Genomic DNA, 22753 nt, shown 5'->3' with positions numbered 1-22753 from the left:
TTTTAGCTAAACAGCCGGGTTTTTATGAGTTGTAATGATTGTGTTATGGAATGGGTGTTAAGCGCTCGTTGCTGTCCATTTATCCGCAATTCTTTACGCTTGTTTTTTGATGCAATGAGTTCCCTGCATTTGTAAACCAGTTCATCGGCATTGGTGTAGGTTTCCATATCGGTGCCCAAATCATATAATTGGGCTAAGCCCGCAGTATATTCAGTGAGGTAGCAGGCACCAAGCATTGGCGCTTCCAGGTCGCGGAGCCGGCTATAGGTTACCATGTGTCTACTAAATGAGGGCACCCGGTTGATGCCGAGTGTTATACAGCTTTGGCGGCTAAGCCCGATGTATTCATCAAAGTCCGGCTTTTCAAATATATTACCGGGGGGGATATGCGCTTCGGTTAGTTTTTCATTACGTTTACGATGATACGCTACAAATCCGCCGATACCCGCGTTGCGTAGCAGGTTGAACTGGTTTTTAATTTTAGACGATGCGTTTGACGACGGTTGCTTTATTGCAGGTTCATTTGTATCGTTATTCCAGCCATTTCCCCTGATTTGTATAGGGATGCCCCCGGCAATTGCGTCTGCCAAAAGCTGTGCGCGTAAATCATCTTTTGACCCGATGAAGGAGATGACATCAATTTCCTGCCTGTTAAAATCGCGGTATTGTGGATCAACCCACATGGGCATGGGCAAATTAATATGCGGAACCCCGGCGGTTTGATAAAGGCGCAAGGCTTCAAATTCAGGCACCCATACCAGGTCGAAAACCTTAAACTGGCGTGGTAGTTTGGTAAACGAACGCACATTATCGCAATAAAAATTAACGCATGGTACTCCCATCGCCTTAATTTGTTTTATTGCCCCGGTATCTATTTGTTTGGGATATAAATAGCACAAAAAAACATCTATTTGCCCGCGGTTTGCTTTAATATGGTTTATAGTTTTTTCCCATGCCTGCTGTTTCCATTGTTGCAGGGCAGGGTCATTTTCATAGGGTACAAGGCCGGCAGCCCAGTCAAGGCCCGGTATTTCGGTCCATTGCATTCCGGCTTCCTCTATACCGTTTTTGATATAGTATGTCCAAAAACGATATGCGGGTATGGCATGTGCCTGGCCGCCATTATCCTGTAAAAATGAAAGGAGGATTCTCAATTAATGGATGTTAAATGCCTGTTTAAAGCGTTTTGTGGCTTTCCAGCCAATTAAGCCGGCAATTAGTTTGGTTATGCCCCCGGCCATGAATTTTAGTGTAGAACCGCCAAGTTCATTTACCCGTTTTTGGGCTTCGTTTGCCAGTCGCGAATGTTTGGGATAAGCAATGTATACATAATGCTGCCAGGTATTGGCGCAGGCCAGCTTGGCTTCGGCACTTGTTTTTACGGCCAGCAGGTTTTTGGTGGCTTTATCAATAGCCGTGAATGCCGACTGCATGGCCTCCTGCTGTTTACGATCAGATAAACTACCGCTATTGCCCGACCGGTAGTATAATATGGAATTTGGATCAAACACTACCGATTTGCATTTCAGTATAATCCTGGTAAAAAAATCAAGGTCGTCAATCAGGGTAAGCTGTTCGTCCCAAAGGCCGGCGTTGTCAATGATCTGCCCCGGTAATAAAAAAATGCCGGATTGTGTCATGGAATGGCCGTTTTTCCATGACGAGCAGATCCAGTCATGAGCAGGCAGTGTTTGCCAGCAATCTTCGGGGCTCAACTTAAAAGTATCCAGGCTGTTGTTGTAAAACCTGCCCCATTTGGCCGAAATTATACAATCGGGGTTTTCAACGGCAAGCTTAACCTGGCTTTCAATCATTTCCGGGTTGATGATATCGTCGCCATCTAAAAATTTGATATACTGGCCTGTTGATTTAGAGTAAGCCAAATTACGGGCAGCGGCAGCACCACGGTTTTGCTGATAATAAACACTGATATTTTGATGCGGCAGGTTTTTTAATAAACTGGGGGTGCTATCTGTAGAGCCATCATCGACCACAATTATTTCGATGTTGCTGTAGGTTTGATTGATAACCGCATTAATAGTATCACTAATATAGTTTTCACCATTATAAACAGGAATGCATACAGAAACAAATGGAGCAGAAACAGACATGTTGTTTATATCGTTTTCCATGCTTTCTTAAAGTACCCTTCTTTTGATAAATCTACGTAATGATGTAGTGCCCCAATATGGCGATCAATCCTGCTGGCATCCGGGTTAACAATATATTCATCCGCAGGTAAAACCACTGCATCAACATTGGCTAATAACATAGCAGTTAAAGCTTGTTCAAGATAATATGAACTGCTTTCTTTTTCTTCAAGTGCTTTTGTCCAGCTTTCTAAATCGTCCCAATTTATCATACTGCTATTGAGGCCAATGGCGCCAACATTTAGTAGCGTTGGAATCCTGTTTTTACAAAGCTGTTCCATCAATTGCCTGCTGTAACCGTACGATTCCTGGCAATCCTGCATGTATACAGGTTTTTGGGGTTTTTTTAACCAATTAATTAAGTCCAGCGGATCATCCCAAAACAGCATATCCGAATCTAAGACGAGTTTCCAGTTATTACCGGAAATGGTATGTACATCTGTCAGCTTTTTAATATGCGGGTAAACCTGGCGTTTGTGGTGTAAAACCGGGTATTGGTGTTTTGGCAATATTTTGTCGAGGTTTTCATCTACCATTTGCCTGTTCACTATACCGGCGCCGGGCAATTGGGTATTTATTTGTTTAATTAACTGTTCGTCAAAGCTGCCGTCATCAACCAAAATAAATTTAAAAGGAGTTTGGCTAACTTTTATTAACGATTGGATGCAAAACAGTGTTTGGTACAGGTACTTTTTTCCGGTTAAAAAGTATATCTCCAGGCCATCAACCGCCGATTGAACAGGAGGTAAATGAGCGGATGCCTGCTGCATCAGTTTTTGCCCCTGCAACATTCTGCGGTAATTAAAATATCCGCCAAAACGGCTAAAATGATTTAGCCGGGCTTTTGGGTAACGATATAAAACGTTAATTACAGACTGTAGCACCTATAAATATTGATTTAAAATAGATAAATGACGGCTTTTCATTGTTTGGCCAAACCATCAAAAGTACCGCAGGCACCCTGCCACCTGATGTAGTTTACATTATTTATCCAGGCTTTATAAGTAAACCACGCCTTTACTTTGCGCGGAAAAACTGTCCAGACTGAAATTTGCGGCCAGGGATTTATACCGTGGCTTTGCAGCAGCCGAACCCAGGAGTTGCTGCTATTATTGATTAACCGGGCTATGTAGCCGGCTTCCATCCTTTGCGCCGGGATGATATGATGCAATACCAGGCCTGGTAAATACCCCACGTGCCAGCCGGCTTTCAGTATTTCTAAAATAATATCGTTATCGCCACCCGAGCTTAAGGAATCGCCTTTTCTATCGGTAATGACATTTTTTTGCGTGGAGATTTTTTTGATATAAGTGTTCAGCGCCGTTTTCCTGATGGCTATTCCTGCACCAATGGGTGCGCAAACGGGGTATTTATAATCCCATGACGCAGTTAACACCTCGTCGCCAAGATCGCGTAACGCCAGGCTTGAATAAAACTCCGATAGCCAGGCCGGCGGGTCGCTTTCAAACAAAGGAAGTGATTTACCCCCTATGGCACCAAGCTTAGGTTGTTCCTGGAATGCTTTTAATGTGTTTTGCAGGTAGTTTTCATCCAGTATATTGTCATCGTCCACCAATATCAATACCTGCCCGCGGGCTTCATTAAAACCTTTTAGCCGGGCGTAGGTTAGCCCTTGCACTGTTTCCCTGACAATTTTATGATTAGGGTGCCATCCAAGTTCTGCATTAATGGGTTGGCTCGAGTTATTATCAACTATTATTAGTTCCCATGCCTGTATTGGCAGGCTTTGCTTTTGTAAACCGGTTAACGTTTTAGCAAGCCTGTTTGCATCAGGGTTGTAAGTGGGGATAATAACACTTAGCATATCAGCCATTCCTGTAGCTCACTATTTTTGCGGGCACCCCCATTGCTATAGCATACGGCGGCAGGCTTTTGGTAACCACCGAACCGGCACCAACAACACAGCCATCGCCAATGGTAACACCGCCTAAAACTTTAACCCCGGCACCTATCCAAACGTCGTTACCAATTTTAACCGGCAGTAAAATATCGCCCTGCGACCGGATTAGCGTAGCCTTATCGGGGATGGTATGGTTGGAACTAACAATACATGTATGCATAGCAATCAATGTGTTTTCGCCTATCTCCACATCTCCGTGACCGTAAATACATACGTATTCGCCTAAAAAAGTGTTTTTGTTTATGTTGACTCTCCCACCGTAGGCCTTGATAATTACGCCTCTTGATAACTCACACTGTGAGCCAATCGTGATCTCTCCCTTTTGCCCGTTCAAAAAGCCCCGCGACAAAAAGGTATTTGGTTTTATGATAACAGGCTTGCGAATAGTTATGCCCCTCAACCTGAAAAAAATGGCGTACAGGTTACTTATTAATTTTGACATACAAAATCATTCAATAATGTTTTCAAAAAAGGAAGGCCCTGTTTAGTGTCGTGCTCATCTTCAAAATTGAGCCAGGCTACATGATGTTTCAGCTCGCATACCGACGACAGCCTGTGAAAACAAGGCTTAAAAAGCATCCCTTCAGGATATAGCTCCAAAATATGTGTACCCTTATTACACAGGTAAATATTACTTAAACCTGCACCATGAGGTGCAATAATATGTGTGGCGGATTGCATTTTTTGAATGGTTTCAGCAACGCTCAGGCCCGAAAGGTCAATAATTTCAATTGAGGGGAAGTGTTCCATAAGCTGGTGTTCCCATGCAATATTTCGTGATTTAGTCTCTTTCCTGGTGATCCAGAGTACTTTACCGGGTGTCGTTTGATTTGTTGGTGTGATGTTGAACAGCGCTTTTAGGGCTCCAATGCCCCATGGGTTTATTTGCTGATCATTAACCAGCCTGCTGGTAAATAACAGCTGCTCACATTCAAAATGAGCGCTATTATCAGCCCAGATTATTTTTGACGTATCGATATCTGCCCTTTGCAGCCACTTTAATTTCCAATCGGTTGCCGGTCCGTTAAACAGGATATGATCAACATGCTTTATTATTGGCATGGCAAAATGGATTTTGACTATGGATTCAAATAAAAAATGATAAAAGCCGCCGTCGGCACCGTTTGTGAGGCAGGAAAGGGTGGTGCCTTCAAGGTAAGTTTTTTTCGGAAAATGAACAACGTTAGTAAAAACTGAATCTGTTAAATCAATTGTCCATTCCTTTGCAGATTCATCAATAAAACATCGCCGTTGGCTATCGTATACCAAACCGATAGCACACCACACTGTACCTTTTGATACACTGTACAGGTACCGTTCAGGCTCTTTAAACACACCATTGGTTTTAAACCTTGGCTGTTCTCCAACAGTTTGCCGCGGGGCGGTTTCGTTATAAGTTATAAGCGGTAAATGGTAAGCCACCGGCTTGCCCGACTCATGCAGTAAAATGCCGGTAAGCGATTCGGGACGGTCAATAGCTTCGCCTATTTGGGGACGGTATATGTCTATAAAACTTTTAATTTGGTATGGGTTACCGGTGAAGTACCTTATCCACATTTTTTTTAAAAGTTTTATAATCATTTTATAAACCTGCGGTTTTTAATTGCATTATCAAAGCTAACTTTTACCGACGAGATATCTTTTTATACGCGGTTGAACAACGAGCTCGGCAGTTGTTGACAGGGTGCCGATAATTATTATTGATGCCGATATGCCCAGCACAAATAAAGGAACGCCCGAAAGATATTTTGTAAGACATTTATTTAAAAAATAAAATACAGGGAAATGGAAAACATACAGGGCGTATGAGATACTTCCCAATTTACTTAACCGCTTAAAAAAGTCAATTTTAAAATTGATGGGTAGTGTAATAACCGCAATGGCGAAATAGCATGTTCCGTAAATCCAATCGGGCTTCGAAAACAGGTGATGTTTAAAGTAAAGCAATAAAAACAAGTGGAATGCGGGGATAGCGTACGCAGCAAGCTTTATCCAATTTATATATTTTACGCTCCTGTTGCTTAGCTCCATAATTATAATAAAGCAGACCGGTAAATAAAGTAAATCCCCAAAAGTAACTTTAAAAATATAGTCGAGTTTTAAATGTACCATTTGATGGAAAAGCTCGCGGGTATCAAAACAATGAATAGACAGGATTATAGCAAAATAGCTTATAAATGAACGCCACTTTCTGCTGACTGTTGCTATAATTATGGTTTTAGTTTGGGCTATATAAAGGCCAAGCATCCAGAAGATTGCGCCAATCAACAGCGATTTTAAAATTGTGGCGCCCGGATTTTTTAACACATACGCAACCGATAAAATACTAATTGCTAAACATAAATAAGTGTTGTATTTGCCTGCCCGCCATAAAACTAAAAAAAACAGATAAAACACAACCTCATAGCTAAGCGACCATAAGGGGCTATTTGACGAAATAGTTGTTACAAGAATTTCCTGTGTAAAAAACAGGTGCCCTATTAATTGTTGTACAGAAAACGCCTCATTTGTGATAATCAAAAATGAAATGATAATTGCCATCAGGTATATCGGGTACAAACGGACGACCCTTTTTTTAAGATAAGAAATAACGTTTATTTTATTAAAAGGGGTATGGATATGATTTAACCCGATGACGTAGCCCGAAAGCATAAAAAATATAAGAACAGCCTCGTGTCCAAAATCAAGGTAACGTAAAGGATTGTTGGGCGACATTTTAGACGATTGAAAGTACCCCCAGGGGATCAAATGAGCATATACTACAGCCAGCGCACAAAAACCTCTCAGTCCTTCCAGCTTGTTATCATAAACCGGAGGTGTTTTTTTCTCAATCATTAGCGCTGTTTTTAAATGCAAACTTTAGTTGTTCCATCCTTAACTTAATTCTTAACCGTGCCGGCAAAATAGTGTCCAGTACTCTCCAAACCGGGTTTTTGCTATCTGGTACTTTTAAACCACATAGCTCGCTTAGTTTGAAGGCAGATTTTGCTGCATCATATTGCCGCGAAAGGATAAGCTTACTTGCTGTAAGCTGTGCCTGCCGGCCTATCATATCCCTAATGATTTTATCAGCATACTGCTTTTGATAAGCCTGCAAAAGGCTTAACCTGGTTAGCCAGCCGGCTGTTTGATCCTGGCTTGCCGAGTTTGAGTACCGGATAGAAATAGAAAGTACTTCCTCAATAACATAAAACCTGGCACCGGCGCCGGCCAACCTCACGTGAAGGTCGGCATCTTCCCAGATACGCAAACTGGTATCAAAGCCGCCTGCTGCTGTAAATTTCTCTTTTCGGTACAGGCCGTTAATACCGCCAATAGGGTGGCCGATGGTGTACGAAACCGGGTTTTGTTTTATCTGTTCATTGGAGTATTTCCAACTGAGTAAAATAGTCTTTTGATCGGTACTATACCAGTCAACGTTACAAAGCACAACGTCGTAATTGCCGGTTTGGGCTATGGCTGCCGTTTTTACAAGGTAGTCGGGCTCTAAAAGATCGTCAATATCATGAAAGTGAAACCATTGGCCTTTTGCCGCTGATGCAAGCGTATTGCGTGCAAAGCCCGGCCCCTTGTTAGTTTCGCCTCTTATTACGGTGCAGCCCCTTTTCTGCAGCACAGAAACTGTATTATCGGTGCTTGCATCGTCATAAAACAAAACCTCGTCAAAAGCTTTATTCAATTTACCGATGCTGGCTAAAAAGCCGTCGATAAACCTTTCTGAATTATAACAGGGAACAAGAAGCGAGTATTTAAGAGCAGTTGTCAAAGCCTATTTTTTAAAGGCATAAATCATACCGGCCGATTTACTTGCCGGGTCAAAAGAGAATATGGTATATCCTGACTCTTTCAGATATGTCAATATGGGTTCGGGACCTTTAGCATGCCACTCAATAATAATGGCATTGAAGCTGCTCAACAAATCCGAAGCTGCAAATGATTCAAAAATTTCATATTCGGCACCCTCGCAATCTACCTTTAAAACTATAGTATCGGTTGTTTCTTTTATCAATTTTATAATTGGCAAAAGCGTTTCGGCTGCATTCCTGATTTCTATTTCATCGTTCAAAATCTCCTGGTTTGGGCGCATAGAATGGCTGGGAATACCATTGATGCCCATATTGCCTTTGATTATTTTATCATAGGGTACGGTTATCTGTCTTGCTGTATCACCTAAGCCGAAATTGGCCGGGTTAATCTTATTCTTTATGCCCGGATTTAAAGACATATTGAACAATGCTTGTTCAAATGTTAATTTAAATGGCTCAAACGAGTAAATAGATAAACAATCGGCGTTGCCCGCAAAATACAGAGAAGTGATGGCTACATTCATCCCTATATCAATCAATGCAAACTTGCCCGGAGTTTCAATGTTGTAAACTCCATGAATAAAAACCTCATTTAAAATAAAAAACTCTTCATAGGTTTGAATATTATAAGCTAACGAGCCTATTTTAACAATTAACCTTTCATTGTCGTCAAATTCAAATTGTGCGTTTTGTTTTTCCTTTAAATCATATAAATAGCTGATGCTTTTTAAAATATAATCATGTTTTAGCGGATCTATTAAGAGTGAAAAATCTGTTAATAACAGCCTTTGGCCATTATCCACCAATTTGTAGTTATTGTTATCCAGCCCCAGCTTAAGTAAATGGTGTTTTTTATTTTCAATCGTGACTTTGATGCTAAAAACGGAAAGTAATTTTTTGACAAGATTTTTCAAAATCGGTTATTAATCAGGTGTTATTGTAATACGGTATAAAAGCGTTTTTTATGTGGTTTATGAAGAGGTTATGGACATTGGCTTTCACCGTTTTTATTTAAGGCTAATCTTGTCTAAAATGAGTATAATCTTAAGATATACCCGGTGAAACAATATCCTTCTGTCCCAATCATTAACCGGGCCGTGGCCATCGGGGCTGCAAATGAGCCAATGGTCTTGTTCCCGTGCCGCATCCAATTTCGGGCTTGATGTTTTTGCATCCGCATGTACGTTGGCCACCGACAATGGTTGTTTAATTAAACACCGTGTATTGCCTTTTACCAGGCGCAGCCAAAGTTCATAATCTAACGAACATTGTAAGGCCTCATTAACCGGCTGATGAATGCGGGCAGCCCAGAAACAGGATGGCTGCGGCAGCACCGGGATACGTATAAAATAATCTAATAAAGGATTAACTTTTATTAATTCAAATTGTGCTGTTTTAACGCGGAGGTTATATGCATAGCCATATATAAAATCGACCCCGGTGGTAATAAACTTGCGGGTTACTAAGTAAAACACATCTTTTAGATAATAATCATCGCTATTTACCCAGGCCATATAATTGCCCGATGCCAGGCTAAAGCCTAAGTTAATAGCATGGCTTTGGCCATTATCTTTTTCACTTTGCCGGTAACTGATCCATGGCGAGTATTTTTCAATGATATCTTTGGAATTATCTGTGCTGCCGCCATCTATTATAATATACTCGAGGTTAGGGTAGTTTTGTAACAACACCGACCGGATGGTTTGCTCTAAAAATTGGCCCTGGTTAAAGGAGGGGGTAACAATAGTTAATTTAGGCCATGTTGTGTTATCGTCATAAATAGCCGGGCTGCTTTCTTCTGTCCACGGCCAGCCGGTTTTACCCCCGGGGCAGGGGGGCAGAAATTTTAATAAACCATCTTTTGCCGATGCCACTACAGGTAAAGGATAACCTACTCCCTTTTTTTGGAATAAAGAACGGTATGCTGCAAGATCGGGAAGCGGGAGGTTCAATTTGGTGTTTGACTGTTTTTTAATACCAGTGGTTTCCAGGTTTCCCATTCATATTTTTCAAAGGCATGGCAGCCAAAAGGCAGTTGGCCGTTAAGTTTTTTTAATGATTGGGCCGGCGACTCTTCTACCGAGAACCTTAGGGCCACTTCATCGGCAGGCAATTTAAAAAGCGGGTAAAATACATTTCCCCAATATTTAAAAAAACCATCCTCATTATGGGTGCCCCAGGCTTTAACTTTTCCTTTTAGTATTTTAAGCAACCAGTAACATGTTTTGGTTTTCCTTAAAGAAAAGCCACCGTTGCCTACGTTGCTTATTTGATGCTTTGTTTTAAAAACCCGGTTAACAAAGGAAATGAACTTGGAATATCCCCTTAAAAATTGAATGCCGGTAGCTTGGTTTTCGTGAGGTATGTGCGGCGCGCCAATGAAATCGTAATTTTGATTGCACCAGTACGTTAGCTCATCTTTAAAAACATAGGCATCTAACTGGTAAATAAGGATGAATTTATAATTAAGGAACCGTTTATAAAAACCGGGCGATAACATCAGTTGATTATACCCGGCAATGCTATCGAAATAAAATTCGTCAAAAGTTGCCATTTTAAACGGGATATTACCACAGAGATCACTGTAAACGGCAGCATCAAAATTTTCAGCGCCTAAAAATATGATGGGATAGTCTTTTAAAACAGATAGACATTGTTTCAATGACATAAGCTCGGTACTACCTGGCTTTTTTTTATATATAGGGATAACTACAGCTACAAGGTTACTCATTGTGGCGTTAGGGTGGCAACAGGCTGGCTACGGTAACAAAAGATATTGATCAGCATGTCCATCCCCAAAAATATCTCTTTGTTAATAAACGGATATGATTTATGCGCGCCTTCTTTGATGTAATAGCGCATGCCGGCAGCTGTAATATAGCTTAGCAGTAATTCAAGGTTCTGTGGTTTATCAATAAAAGAGTGATATTCCAAAAACAGGTAATCAACCTTTTTTAGCTCTTCTGCTATATCAGGTATTACGTTAATTTCTTCTCCCTCTATATCAATTTTTAAAAAGGTTATGTTTTCGTAAGTTTCCAGGAATGATTTTAAACGTGTTGCTTTTACTTGTGATGTTTTCCTGTCGCCGGCTTCATTAACAATCATGCCCGAATGGCCTCCTTCCAGCCAAAAGGTTAACAGGGCATCCCGGTTGGATAAAGCCTCGTTACGGCAAATAATTGAACCATTGCCAAATGTAGCAGCGTTTTGCTTTAATACTTTGAAAATATTAGGGTCGGGCTCAAAAGCAACAATTTTTGCAGTGGGATAATTTATCGCAAAATAAATAGCTGCAAGACCAATATTGGCTCCACAATCAATTATGGTAATTTCTTTATTTGTTGGCTCAAATTTGTAAATGCCATGTACAAATATTTCATCATAAGAACCTAAAAAAGTGACGGCGTCGACAATTTTTATTGTTTTACCGTGAAAAGGCACATCTACAGGTTGAAATCGATCCTGTTTTTGAAGCAGCCGCTTATCTTTAACCGAAAGCGCTTGATCATCTACCTTAAAAAGCTCAGTAACTTTCTTCTTAACCTTTTTAAGTTGTTTTTTAATTTCCATGAAAGTTTTTGTTTTTCTAATTCAGCACGCCAATCAAAACCAAGGTAGTGTTTATAATACAATGTGTCGTTTTCGGTGTTAATATCTCTGTTGCTCTGGTGGCTAATGTGCAATATAGAATCTAATTTTACTTTAGCATAATTTGAATTGGGGTTGGTTGTGTGCGTAGCATTTGTATCAAAACCTATATTTTTGGTCAAATTTGCTGTTGGATTTATAGCAATGCCGTTTTGCTTATACACCGCAAATATCCACTGGTAATCCCATATGTCGTTTCCTTTAAATTGCATGTTTGAAAAAATATTTTTCCAAAATGGGTAATGATCGCCATAATAGCTTTTCAGTTGCGCATCGGTGTTTGATGACGACCAGTCTTTCATGTCATAGTCATAAAATTTCCAGGCCCTCCTCCATGTTGCCCAGCCCCAGCCATGTATCTGTTTGCTAAAATAGTAGCTGTTTGTGGTGTCTTTAGGTTTTAAGTCGGTAAAAAAGTAACTGCCGCTTATATGCATTATTTGTTCGTCGTTTTTATAATAATTAAGCAATTCTTCACAAAAGGTAAAAAACGACGGATCGGTATCTATATCATCTTCAAGTATTATGCCCTGTTCAACATTTTCAAAAAACCAGGTAATGGCTTCGGCAGGCGCCAATCCGCAACCCAAATTTTCTTCCCTGAATAAAGTTTTTACTTCGCATTCCCAGTCAATTTTTGAAACAATGTTCCTGGTGATTTTACATAGTTCAACATCGGCCTGGTTATTTTTTCGCGGACCATCTGCGGCAATAAATAGGCGTTTGGGTTTTTGCTTGCGTATTTTTTCAAAAACCTTTTCTGTAGTTTGGGGACGGTTGAAAATTAAAAAAAGTATTGGCGTACTAAACATCTGCAAACTCAATAATCCTGATTAAGTATCTCCTGTTTTTTTAACATACTCATTAACTGAGCATGATGCTTTATGATTTTATTTCGGTTATTGAAAATTGATAGCAGGGAACCAAGGTAGGATTGTAGCTTCAATTTTTCATCAACACTTAGGGGCTGCCATTTTGTGAGTTTTTGCCTGGTCAATTTTACTGTAAACATGATCAGGGCTTTTACATTATAAATAAACCAATCATTTAATTTTTTCTTTACTGAGCGCTTATCTCCATCCATCAGCATAAGATAATTGTTTAGTAATACATAAGAGTAGCTTATCCAGTACTGTAAATTTAGAAGGTATTTTAAGTTTTGCCTTTTTAACGGCACAAAATGATGAAAAGTTAATTGGTCATTTGCTACTATTTTGTAACCAGTTAGGTAAAAAGCAAAGCAAATTTCAACATCTTCGCCGCAAATTAATTTGGTGCCATTTCTTCCGGATGTAATTTGCTGCCACTCTTTATTATAAAGGTTTGTAAATAAACTTTTTCTGCAAACACATCCTGCACCATATACCCAATGTTCTGTTGCAGCCCAGGTTTGCGAGCCATTTACATAAGACTGCTTATGTTTTTCAACATCCGGCCAGGCGGGCTGTTCCGGGTCGAATATGCCACAACCGCCCAGCACGCCAATTTTATTATCGGCGCACATAATTTCGTAAGCTGTACTCACATAGTCGGCACATAACCTGTTATCATCATCGCAGGTAAGTATATATTCATACCTGGCAGCGATGATTCCCATTTTATGAGCATGATTTTTACCGGGAATTGGTTGGGACAATACCCTGAAACCAGCATTTGGAGTAATGTATTTCTCCCATTCCTGAGAAGCAACCTGGAAGGTGTTATCTGTTGATGCATTATCAATTACAATAACTTCCCATAAAATATTTGCGGGTACCAGTTGCATTGCCAAATGTTTCAGGGTTTCAGGTAGGCGTTTAGCACTATTATAACAACAGATGATAACTGATACGCCTAATTGCATTTACAAAACTTTAAAATAAACATATTCTTAAGCGTTATATAACGCATCCATATTCGATTTAAAAGATTCGAAACTAAATAGTTCATTGTATTTTAAATAACCATTTAGGCCATATTGCCTGCACAAGTCCGCATCATTCAACAGCGTTGATATAGCGTTTGCCTGCCCTTGTACATCAGTAGGGCTTAGGAGTAATCCATTAAACTGATGTTGTACCGATTCGGGAAGGCCACCTGCATCAGATGTTACACATGGTAACTTATTGGCCATGGCCTCAACAACAGCAATGCCATGTGTTTCTTGTAAACTTGGTTGATAATAAATACACGCGCTTTTTAAATACGTGTCGGTATCAGCTTTATAACCTTCAAAACGAATGTTATCAAGCATTTTTGTAGCATCTTTAAATTCTTTTAAAAGCGGTCCGTCACCAAGCCATACAAAAATGGCATTGCTATATTTAGATGTTACGAGTTTGGCAACATCTAACCAAACATAGGGGTTTTTATAATTTATAACATGACCCATAGTTATGATATGTTGTTGATTATTACTTATTGTGGTTTGTGTTTTTATGTAGTTCGACTCGACTGTTAACAGGCAATTATAAACCACGTTAACATATTTTTCTTTATTATGAGCTATATCCCAATTTTTACAAATGAGTTGTTTGTTTGATTGCGATACAGTTATTATTCTTTTGTGTTTACCCAAATTGGTGTTGCTGGTGTACGATGTAAAGCGCGTATGTTTTTTATTTGGGGTAGAGTGCAGTATGTAATATACTTTGCTCAAAGGCAACCACAGCAGGTATAAATATTTTTCTGGTTCAACCGAGCAGATAGTTACACTTGCATTGCCGTATTTGAAACATAATAATTGTATGGCAAAAACTGATCGAAGTATTTGGAATAGTTCTTTTATGTTGGTGGTAAACCTGTTGCTCAAATTGGCGTAGCCGTGTAGTTTTTGTTTGATTTTTATAATAATGCCGGCTGTATCACCTAAGGTTTTTAAATAAAGGAGTTGATCTTCATTTTCCAGCAGTAGTATAATATTCTCTTTACCGAGGTATTTTATTAATGCTTTAAGGTGACTATTACTGCCTCCAAACTCAAATAATTTGACGATAATAATATGTTTATTTGCGGCTTTAATCATTATCTCACGGCAAAGGTTGGTTTCCAAAACGCAAGGCATTTTAAAACCAGTTTAAAATACTCCAACGCGCTGAAACAACCTTTATAATTCTGATAAACTCTCAGAAATTGGTATAGCACCTTTGGGCTATATGTAGTTTGATTTAAATAGAAGCGACGGATGGTGCGTTTTTTTTTTATGTTTATGTAGTCTTTAAATTTGTGTGCATCAAAACATGCTTTCTGAATATTTAAATCAACCAGTTGGTCCATCCAACCAATCACATCGTTTAGTTTGTTTATATTATCGAAGCTTTCGTTTTGGAAAAGCAGCTCACGTGTATATAGATCATTTAAAGAAGCCGTTTCCCAAACCTGGCTTAGCATATTAACCCTGCAAATAGCCGAATTTTTATCCTGGTTGCTTTTATTGGTAATAGAGAATTGATTATCATGGTGCCTGTATGAAAGCAATACATCGGGCATGTTATTTACTTTACCAAGTGATACACACCTGGTCCATAGTTCATAGTCTTCGGCACATTCAAATTCATTTAAGTATCTGAGGTTGTTATTATCAACAAAGCTTTTTTTTATCATCACAGTAGGATGAGCCAACTGGCAAGATTCAAGCATGCTTAACTTTATATCATCATGACCAATAGGGAAGCTTACAATTTTTTGAGTGTCTATCAGTTCATAAGCAGTTCCGCATAGATCAGTTTCTGAATGCTGCTCAAAGTAGTTTACCTGTTTTTCAAGCCGGGTTAAGTTGCTAATGTCATCTCCATCCATACGGGCTATATACTTGCCCCTGGATAGGTTAATGCCTATATTTAAACTGGCAACCAGGCCGCTTTTGATTTTTTTTTGGATTAGGTTAACCCTTTCATCTTTATAGCTACTGATAATTTCAATGGTTTTATCAGTAGAACAATCATCAATTATAATGAGTTCAAAGGCTGTAAGGGTTTGATTGAGCATACTGTCAATGGCAGCGGTAATAAAGCTTTCGCAATTATAAACCGGCATTATTATGCTAACAATGGGATTGGTTATATTCTTATCCACGTTTCGGGTACAATATCCTTTGCCTGGTAATTTAATCCGGCGTCATTAAACCAGTTTACTGGCGCAACCACAATTTTGTCGGGTTTAGTGTTTAACCACGCTCCCCACCAGCTAAAGGTGCTGTTGGCAATAATATGATGTTTGCAGTTGTACATTAAACGAAGATCTTCAAACGCCGAATGTTCGTCATTAATATCAACAAAATGTAGTTTATAGTTTAGTTTGAGGTTGTACCTTGCCCAGTTTATATCATCTGAAAAAATGAAAAAAATGGGATCAATAAGCTTATTGGCAACTAAATCAGCAGCATTTTGGTAATAAGCTAATGAGCATGTGCCGTGAATTTTGTTCACGGCTTTATCCATTTCAAAATCCCCCCGGCGTATATGTAAGCTTATCGCGTTGTTTGATTTAATTTTATCAAGCAACGCGCAATTTGTGGCGGATGGGGCAGTTTTGGGAGTAAATTCCTTTTGTATTTGCGTTTTTATATCTGAAAAATATTTTTCAGATTGCCAGTATCCGCTTAAATAAGCATTAGTTGAGCGGGTGAAATACACTGAATTAAATTCCAGGCTTTTTTCTTCAACTATATGTGCCTCAGTATTAAAAAGCTTACTTTTTAGAAAATTAAATGCTGAACTTTTAGTTTGCTTAAATACCGAAATTTCATTTAACGATGCGATGTTTTCTATAACATTGAAATTGCACAGGTTATAGCTACGTAATGCCTGGTTATCAAAAAAATGGATATCAAGTTTGAAATCAGTGTTGTTTTTACAGGCCAGGCTTTTTGCAAAAGCGTACTGAAATAATTGATTCCCTAATCCTCCATGAATTTTAACAATTAGCATATTTATTTATAAAAGCATCAATGTCATGTAGTTCACTAAAATGTTCTTGCAGCCATTCATGTTCTTTATTCCACCATTCAAATTTCTCCAAAAAGGATATTTGCTCCGGTTCAAACCGATACTTTATAACCTTTGCCGGTATTCCAACAGCAATGGCATAGGGGGGGATGTTTTTTGTTACTACAGCGCCTGCCCCAATTATTGCACCATTACCAATTGTAATATCATCCATAATAACTGCATTTACACCAATCCACACATCGTTACCAATGATAGTTTTGCCCATTTCAGTAAAGTATTCTTTATCACTAAATGTCATACCATTTTGTTTGTGAATAGAAAAAAAAGCCGGATGGGTACTTACAAATTTAGCCGCGGGATGCTTTCCTAAGCAAATGGAAACTCCCTGTGCAATAGAGCAAAATTTACCGATTTCGGTATTCATCATCGATACGTTTTTGGAAAGATAGGTGTAATTGCCAATAGTGCAATTGTCGACATAGCAATTCTCTCCAATTTTAACAAAAGGATTATTTGAGCCTGAATCAGGTATGCTAATATCGCGGTTTTGTGCCTTTGACTTATAATTGAAAAATTGCTTTAGCCAGTTTTTAATTCTCTTCTTCAAGTTTTTTTACAATTATTTTTGCTTGTTCAACATCTTTTTCCCACCATGATGAAGCCAAAATTCTATCGATTTTTTCCTGTGGAAAGCGATATTTTAAAATCTTTGCAGGTACACCGCCAACAACTGCATAAGGCGGAACATCTTTATTAACAAATGCATTGCCCCCAACAACGCACCCAATTCCAAGAGTTACCCCTCGTCTTATAGTGGCGCCAGAGCCAATCCAAACATCGTGTGTAATGATGCACTCTTTTTGTATTAATACCTCGTAAGGTGTATCGTTAAGAAAGCTGGATGTTGAAATTAAATTAAGCGGGTGTTCTCCGTGCCCTATATTTACATTATTGGCAATAGAATTATATCTGCCTATAATTGTCTTTGAAATTAATGTATTAAAACCAATATAGGTATAACTGTCAATTGTGCTGTTTGCACAAACATATGACCCTTTTAAAACAGTTATGTTGTGTCCTGTAACGGCTTTTTCATCCACATCGTCAGAATGAATGTTGTTTGACTTTTTTTTGAAGTATTGTATTCGTTTTTGCTCTTCTGTATGTTTTTTTAAAAAATCATACCATATAATCTTCAATTTTTTTAGTTGGGATAATAACATGCTTAATTCCTACTCAACTTTCTTCCACTCCGGCGTAAAGAAAAACAACCCTGTCGATTTTGGCAAGTAGCGGCTGGTTAGTTTGCCTCCATCAATAATTTCAAAAGAGATACAATCCTCCCGGTAATCATATATTTCGGTGCTTGAGGTATCACCACAATAAAGACTTAAATAATATGTGCCTGGATATAAGCGCAGGTCGTTTAATGCTATTAGGTAAAGAGCAGTGTTTCCGGGTGATACTGTAACCTGAAAACATGAATCTTCGTCGACCATGTTAGCCATTTTAATGCCATCAACGGTTTTTAATTCAATAGATGTGCGGACCTGGCTCTGGTTGGGGTTTTTGAATTGCATATGGATATATATATGCATGTCGTCGCCTAACGAGAATAGCCGCGTACTCTCTGGTTGTCCTTGCTTTTTTATATAAACATCTTGAAAACTAACTTTTCTATTACCTATTCCAACTGATGTAGGTTCGCTTAAGTTTACGTAAGCTTCGGTTAAAAGATCAGATTTTAAATAGTCATCAACAATTTTACTTGTTAGGCCATTCATGGCCACCTGCCCGTTTTTTAATAAAATAGATTTATCGCAAAGCTGACTTATAGCTGCCATATTATGGCTAACAAACAAAATGGTTCTGCCTTCGCCCTTACTTACGTCGCCCATTTTACCCAGGCACTTCTTTTGAAATTCGGCATCGCCAACGGCCAATACTTCATCGACAATCAATATTTCCGATTCCAGGTGAGCAGCCACGGCAAACGCAAGGCGCACATACATGCCCGATGAATACCGTTTTACCGGCGTATCCACATATCGCTCAACTCCTGAAAAATCTACTATCTCATCAAATTTTCGCTTAATTTCGGCTTTGCGCATACCCAGGATAGCACCATTGAGAAAAATATTTTCTCTGCCACTCAGTTCAGGGTGAAAACCTGTACCAACCTCCAGTAAACTGGCTATACGCCCCTTTAGTTTAACCGAGCCGGTAGTAGGAGCAGTAACCCTGCTTAGTATCTTAAGCAATGTGCTTTTGCCGGCACCATTACGGCCAATAATGCCAACAGCATCGCCGTGCTCTATATCAAAATTGATATCCTTTAAACTCCATACAACATCGCTTTCGCCTTTCTTTGCACGATCGTTAACCTCGCCTATTTTTAAAAAGGGATCTTCTTTACCTCTCACTCTTGCCCAATACCGTTCCAGGTCGCGGGACAGGGTTCCTGTTCCTATTTCTCCCAGCTGATAAGCTTTTGAAAGATTTTCGACTTTAATTACCGTGGCCATTATACAGTATCAATAAAGGTGCGTTCAACACGGTTAAAAATTATTATTCCCGCTAAAAGTATACCGACAGTTATTAGTGTGGTGATACCCAGCGATAGCATGGTAAATGTTCCTTTGCCCAAAAAACCGTATCTGAAAGCTTCTATAATAGGCGTCATGGGATTGTACTCTACCAGCCAGGCATATTTGGGGTATTTTGCTTTTACCGCAGATAGTGGGTATATAACCGTAGTTCCATACATCATCAGCTGGATGCCGAAGGTGATCAAAAAGCTCAGGTCGCGGTATTTTGTGGTTAATGCAGATATGATCATCCCAAGTGCCAAGCCCAGCATAGCCATTAACACAAGCAAAAACGGAAACAACAAGAGGTAAATATTAGGATGTACGTTTGAGCCGTGAATAGAATAAAAGATCATGGTTAACAAAAAAAGCACCATTTGAACAGCAAAACGAATGAGGTTAGAAACCACTATGCTTAGTGGAATAATTAACCGGGGAAAGTAAACCTTGCCAAATAAACCAGCATTGGCTACAAACACTGTAGATGTTTTGGTAAGGCAATCGGCAAAATAATTCCACGCGGTAATGCCGGCCATATAAAACAAAGGTTTGTCTAAATTATCGGCAGATATATTGGCCAGGTTTCCAAATACAAAAGTATATATGATAGTGGTAAACACCGGCTGAATAAAAAACCAAAGCGGGCCAAGTATAGTTTGCTTATAAAAAGAAACAAAATCGCGCCGTACCAGCAGTATAAGCAAATCTCGGTAATGCCAAACGTCATTAAGTTTTAAATCGAGTAAGCTGCTGTGCGGGGTTAATTCAATATCCCATTGTTCGTTGGTAGGTGTGCTCATTCGTTTAAAAGTAATAGTAGCTTTTGCATGTAATCTGTTTCGTTAAAATACATCAGGCATTTTTTTTGTAAGTTTTCGCGTTTAAGCGGTGTTAAAGGAGTCTCTAGAAATTCGGTAATACATTTGTATAGCTGGGCAGCGTCATCGGTATTAATGGCTCTGCCCAGTTCGCCGTTTCTGATGGCATCAATGCTGCCATCGGCATTGCCGCAAATAACAGGCAGGCCACATGCCAGCGCTTCAATAAACACAATGCCAAACCCTTCTTTTTTGCTTGGCAGTACAAACATATCAGCAAGTAAAAAATGATCAGCAAGCTCGTGCTCCTCAATAAAACCGGTTAATATTACCTGGTTGGCTACATCATGTTGCTCTATTAGTTTTTTTATCCTGATTTCTTCTTCGTCATCGTATTTTCCTGCCAGGATATATTTAATATCAGGGTAGCTGCTTTTTATTTTACTTACCGCCAATATTACGTGCTCGTAACCCTTGTATTGCTCGGTAGATGCCAGGCGGGTTAGCGTAAAAATTACTGGTTGGGTTGGGTTTAAACTATAACGTGCCAATAAATACTTCGGCTTTTGAAAATTGGCGGGCAATTTCATAAAAGGGTCAATGGCATTATTTAAAACAACGCAAATAGCGGGATTAAGGTTATGCCTTACTATCATTTGCCCACGGGTAAAATTACTTACGCATACTACCTTGTCGCAGCGTTTTAGCAAATATTCTTTAACCAGCGAAAGCGGCCGCCAAACTTCAATGCCATGCGCAATAACCCATACCTTACATTTGGGGTTAATCAACTTTATAAATAAGCCGACAACCGCAAGGTTGATATGGCTTAAAATGATTATATCCGGTTTTACAGATCTGCTTATGGCTTTTAAAACAAAACCTATCCGGTTTACACCAAAGCCTTTAAAAGCACTGGCAGGCAGGTATTGAGGCATCAAATCATCCGGCCTGTCGTACGCCGACCATAATTCAAAATGCAAGTTAATATTTTGCGATAACTGATATAAGGAATGCCCCAATGTACGGGTCATTTTTTGGATACCACCTGTGGTACTAAACGTCTGCAATGTAAATAAGATTACTTTTTTAGACATAAGGTTGTATCTGGTAAAGTGCAAAAGCTTTTGACCAGTGGATTTGGTTGTTGTTAAAGTTTTTTATCGCGTTTTGTGCAAGTTTTCCTTTGTATAACGTACTATCGCTTATTGGCTTATATTCGGCCATCCAGCGTTGTAAAGGAAAACTGAAGCCCATTTTTTGCCTGTTCCAAACGGCCTGTGGCAGCAAATCGTGAAAGCTATCGATGAGTAGCTTTTTGGGTTGTTGCCCGCTAAAGCGCACCGTAGGCGAAATGTGTTCGGCAAGGTTTGTAAAATCCTCATCTAAAAAGGGCACCCTTACTTCAAGGCCATGGTTCATGCTCATTACGTCGGTATCTCTTAATAACTGATTTTGCATGTAAATGTTTGCTTCAAACCATGATGCTTGTTTTGCGTCATAATTATACTCTTTAGGCAAATCGGTACTGCCAAAAAGCACATCTTTTACCTCGTTGGTGCTGATGTCAAGTGCACGGGCGATGTCGGCGGGCGAAAATAGCCCCCTCAACAGAAGATAGTCGGCTATCGGGTGATCATTTGCCAAAAAGGCAAGTTTTTTGTATGGGTCGGGTAGCAAGTCATGACCGGCAGAGAAAAGAATCGGCGGGATCCTTTTTAAGTGTTTTATGTGCCTGATTCTGTTAAATGAAGGATAACCGCCGAAGTATTCATCGGCGCCTACACCCGATAATACTGCTTTTAAACCATCCTCGTGAGCGTATTTACTGATAAACCAGCTATTGATGCCATCTGTAGTTGGCATATCCATAGCGCTGATGATTTGTGGCAGGTGGTTTTCAAAATCCTGTTGCTTTACCAGGTGCGAGAAGTTTTGCCCGCTTACCTTATCCAGCACAAGGCGCTGATAGGCTTGTTCATCATAGCTTTTTTCATTAAAAAAAATAGATATGGTTTTAAGCTGCTCCTTTTTTTCTTTATCTGCCAGTAGCGTAATCAGGCTGGAATCGGTGCCGCCACTTAAAAATACGCCCAATGGAGCATCAGCTATCAGTTGGCGGTATACTCCCTTTATCAAAGCTTTTTTAATCAGGTGCCGTGCTTCGTCAGGATCGGTTATCTGATCTTTAGGTTGTCCTGTTATTTTGTAAGCATTTATAACATGGGTAGCAGACGCGTGGTCCCAGCATAAATAATGGCCTTTGGCAAGGCTGAACACATTTTTTAGGGTAGTATAAGGTTCGGGCACATGACCAAAAGCTAAAAAACGGATTGGCCATGCGGCCTCATTTTCTGTTGCTATGCCTGCAGCAATAAAAGCCCTGGTTTCTGATGCAAAACTTAACTGGCCGGGCCTGGTAAAATAATACAAAGGTTTTATGCCGGCGGTATCACGTACAAGATAAGTAAGCTTTTTAATGCTGTCAAATAATGCAAAAGCAAACATTCCCCTAAACCGCGCAAAGGCATCAGTACCCCATTGCAAGTAGGCGGCTATTATAACCTCGGTATCAGTAGCCGAAGTAAATTGTGCTCCAAGCTTTAAAAGCTCACTCCTCAGTTCAAGATAGTTGTAAATTTCGCCGTTAAAAGTTATCCATGTTTTTTGCTTTACATCGGCCATGGGCTGGTGTCCGTTTGCGCTCAGATCAATAATAGATAACCGGCGGTGACCAAAAACAAGATTGTTTTTTTCGTCAAAAAACATACCCTCATCATCGGGGCCGCCATGTTGCAGTGCCTGGCACATGGCCTTAACCTGCCCTCTGATTAATTGAGGGTGTATATGGTTGTTAATTACTCCTGCTATCCGGCACATTGTTAGTTTGA

At 39.6% G+C, this 22753-nt stretch carries 23 protein-coding genes; all 23 read right to left on the bottom strand.

The window, feature by feature from the left end:
• Window positions 1-2: 2 nt before the first annotated feature.
• The 23 genes from AC1DU2_RS01625 to asnB all read right to left on the bottom strand — a co-directional run bounded on the left by AC1DU2_RS01625 (window position 3) and on the right by asnB (window position 22742).
• Window positions 3-1154, bottom strand: coding sequence for a glycosyltransferase family protein (locus AC1DU2_RS01625; protein WP_477382471.1), 1152 nt, complete (start codon window positions 1152-1154; stop codon window positions 3-5).
• Window positions 1155-2132: a glycosyltransferase family 2 protein gene (locus AC1DU2_RS01620; protein WP_477382470.1), complete on the bottom strand. Its 978-nt coding sequence runs from the start codon at window positions 2130-2132 to the stop codon at window positions 1155-1157. It abuts the gene before it with no gap.
• Window positions 2117-3034, bottom strand: a complete 918-nt coding sequence (locus AC1DU2_RS01615) for a hypothetical protein (protein ID WP_477382469.1) — start codon at window positions 3032-3034, stop codon at window positions 2117-2119. Before AC1DU2_RS01615 ends, AC1DU2_RS01620 begins: the two co-directional genes overlap by 16 nt.
• A 38-nt stretch (window positions 3035-3072) precedes the next feature.
• On the bottom strand, window positions 3073-3984 hold the full coding sequence (locus AC1DU2_RS01610) for a glycosyltransferase (RefSeq protein ID WP_477382467.1): 912 nt from the start codon (window positions 3982-3984) through the stop codon (window positions 3073-3075).
• Window positions 3977-4513 carry an acyltransferase gene (locus AC1DU2_RS01605; RefSeq protein ID WP_477382466.1) on the bottom strand — a complete coding sequence of 179 codons (537 nt, stop codon included), beginning with the start codon at window positions 4511-4513 and terminating at the stop codon, window positions 3977-3979. The genes AC1DU2_RS01610 and AC1DU2_RS01605 overlap by 8 nt, the downstream gene beginning before the upstream one ends.
• The gene (locus tag AC1DU2_RS01600; protein WP_477382465.1) at window positions 4501-5652 is read right to left on the bottom strand and encodes a glycosyltransferase family 61 protein; all 1152 of its coding nucleotides are present in this window, start codon (window positions 5650-5652) and stop codon (window positions 4501-4503) included. The genes AC1DU2_RS01605 and AC1DU2_RS01600 overlap by 13 nt, the downstream gene beginning before the upstream one ends.
• A gap of 36 nt (window positions 5653-5688) precedes the next feature.
• A complete protein-coding gene (locus AC1DU2_RS01595) occupies window positions 5689-6906 on the bottom strand; it encodes an acyltransferase family protein (RefSeq protein WP_477382464.1) in 1218 nt (405 codons plus the stop codon).
• On the bottom strand, window positions 6899-7837 hold the full coding sequence (locus tag AC1DU2_RS01590; RefSeq protein ID WP_477382463.1) for a glycosyltransferase family 2 protein: 939 nt from the start codon (window positions 7835-7837) through the stop codon (window positions 6899-6901). Before AC1DU2_RS01590 ends, AC1DU2_RS01595 begins: the two co-directional genes overlap by 8 nt.
• A gap of 3 nt (window positions 7838-7840) precedes the next feature.
• A complete protein-coding gene (locus tag AC1DU2_RS01585; RefSeq protein WP_477382462.1) occupies window positions 7841-8791 on the bottom strand; it encodes an FkbM family methyltransferase in 951 nt (316 codons plus the stop codon).
• A 93-nt stretch (window positions 8792-8884) separates the two neighbouring features.
• On the bottom strand, window positions 8885-9877 hold the full coding sequence (locus AC1DU2_RS01580) for a glycosyltransferase family 2 protein (protein ID WP_477382461.1): 993 nt from the start codon (window positions 9875-9877) through the stop codon (window positions 8885-8887).
• Window positions 9826-10608 (bottom strand): DUF5672 family protein, encoded by a 783-nt coding sequence (locus AC1DU2_RS01575; protein ID WP_477382460.1) that lies wholly within the window; start codon window positions 10606-10608, stop codon window positions 9826-9828. Before AC1DU2_RS01575 ends, AC1DU2_RS01580 begins: the two co-directional genes overlap by 52 nt.
• Window positions 10605-11450: an FkbM family methyltransferase gene (locus tag AC1DU2_RS01570; RefSeq protein WP_477382459.1), complete on the bottom strand. Its 846-nt coding sequence runs from the start codon at window positions 11448-11450 to the stop codon at window positions 10605-10607. Before AC1DU2_RS01570 ends, AC1DU2_RS01575 begins: the two co-directional genes overlap by 4 nt.
• Window positions 11390-12340, bottom strand: coding sequence for a nucleotide-diphospho-sugar transferase (locus AC1DU2_RS01565; RefSeq protein WP_477382458.1), 951 nt, complete (start codon window positions 12338-12340; stop codon window positions 11390-11392). Before AC1DU2_RS01565 ends, AC1DU2_RS01570 begins: the two co-directional genes overlap by 61 nt.
• An 8-nt stretch (window positions 12341-12348) precedes the next feature.
• Window positions 12349-13371 (bottom strand): glycosyltransferase, encoded by a 1023-nt coding sequence (locus AC1DU2_RS01560; protein ID WP_477382457.1) that lies wholly within the window; start codon window positions 13369-13371, stop codon window positions 12349-12351.
• A gap of 27 nt (window positions 13372-13398) precedes the next feature.
• Window positions 13399-14532: a glycosyltransferase family 4 protein gene (locus AC1DU2_RS01555; protein ID WP_477357490.1), complete on the bottom strand. Its 1134-nt coding sequence runs from the start codon at window positions 14530-14532 to the stop codon at window positions 13399-13401.
• Window positions 14532-15581: a glycosyltransferase family 2 protein gene (locus AC1DU2_RS01550; RefSeq protein WP_477357488.1), complete on the bottom strand. Its 1050-nt coding sequence runs from the start codon at window positions 15579-15581 to the stop codon at window positions 14532-14534. Before AC1DU2_RS01550 ends, AC1DU2_RS01555 begins: the two co-directional genes overlap by 1 nt.
• Window positions 15566-16435, bottom strand: a complete 870-nt coding sequence (locus tag AC1DU2_RS01545) for an alpha-1,2-fucosyltransferase (RefSeq protein ID WP_477357485.1) — start codon at window positions 16433-16435, stop codon at window positions 15566-15568. The genes AC1DU2_RS01550 and AC1DU2_RS01545 overlap by 16 nt, the downstream gene beginning before the upstream one ends.
• On the bottom strand, window positions 16422-17063 hold the full coding sequence (locus tag AC1DU2_RS01540; protein WP_477357483.1) for a CatB-related O-acetyltransferase: 642 nt from the start codon (window positions 17061-17063) through the stop codon (window positions 16422-16424). The genes AC1DU2_RS01545 and AC1DU2_RS01540 overlap by 14 nt, the downstream gene beginning before the upstream one ends.
• Entirely contained in the window at window positions 17047-17655 is a 609-nt protein-coding gene (locus AC1DU2_RS01535; RefSeq protein ID WP_477382456.1) for a CatB-related O-acetyltransferase, read from the bottom strand. Before AC1DU2_RS01535 ends, AC1DU2_RS01540 begins: the two co-directional genes overlap by 17 nt.
• A gap of 33 nt (window positions 17656-17688) precedes the next feature.
• The gene (locus AC1DU2_RS01530) at window positions 17689-18981 is read right to left on the bottom strand and encodes an ABC transporter ATP-binding protein (RefSeq protein WP_477382455.1); all 1293 of its coding nucleotides are present in this window, start codon (window positions 18979-18981) and stop codon (window positions 17689-17691) included.
• The gene (locus tag AC1DU2_RS01525) at window positions 18981-19844 is read right to left on the bottom strand and encodes an ABC transporter permease (protein ID WP_477357477.1); all 864 of its coding nucleotides are present in this window, start codon (window positions 19842-19844) and stop codon (window positions 18981-18983) included. Before AC1DU2_RS01525 ends, AC1DU2_RS01530 begins: the two co-directional genes overlap by 1 nt.
• Window positions 19841-20959 (bottom strand): glycosyltransferase family 4 protein, encoded by a 1119-nt coding sequence (locus AC1DU2_RS01520; protein WP_477357475.1) that lies wholly within the window; start codon window positions 20957-20959, stop codon window positions 19841-19843. The genes AC1DU2_RS01525 and AC1DU2_RS01520 overlap by 4 nt, the downstream gene beginning before the upstream one ends.
• The gene (gene asnB, locus AC1DU2_RS01515; RefSeq protein ID WP_477382454.1) at window positions 20952-22742 is read right to left on the bottom strand and encodes an asparagine synthase (glutamine-hydrolyzing); all 1791 of its coding nucleotides are present in this window, start codon (window positions 22740-22742) and stop codon (window positions 20952-20954) included. Before asnB ends, AC1DU2_RS01520 begins: the two co-directional genes overlap by 8 nt.
• Between the last annotated feature and the right edge of the window lie 11 nt (window positions 22743-22753).

The organism is Mucilaginibacter sp. P4_C11 (assembly GCF_056402115.1).
The sequence above is the reverse complement of the archived record's forward strand: the minus strand, read 5'-3'. Positions and strand labels throughout refer to the sequence as shown.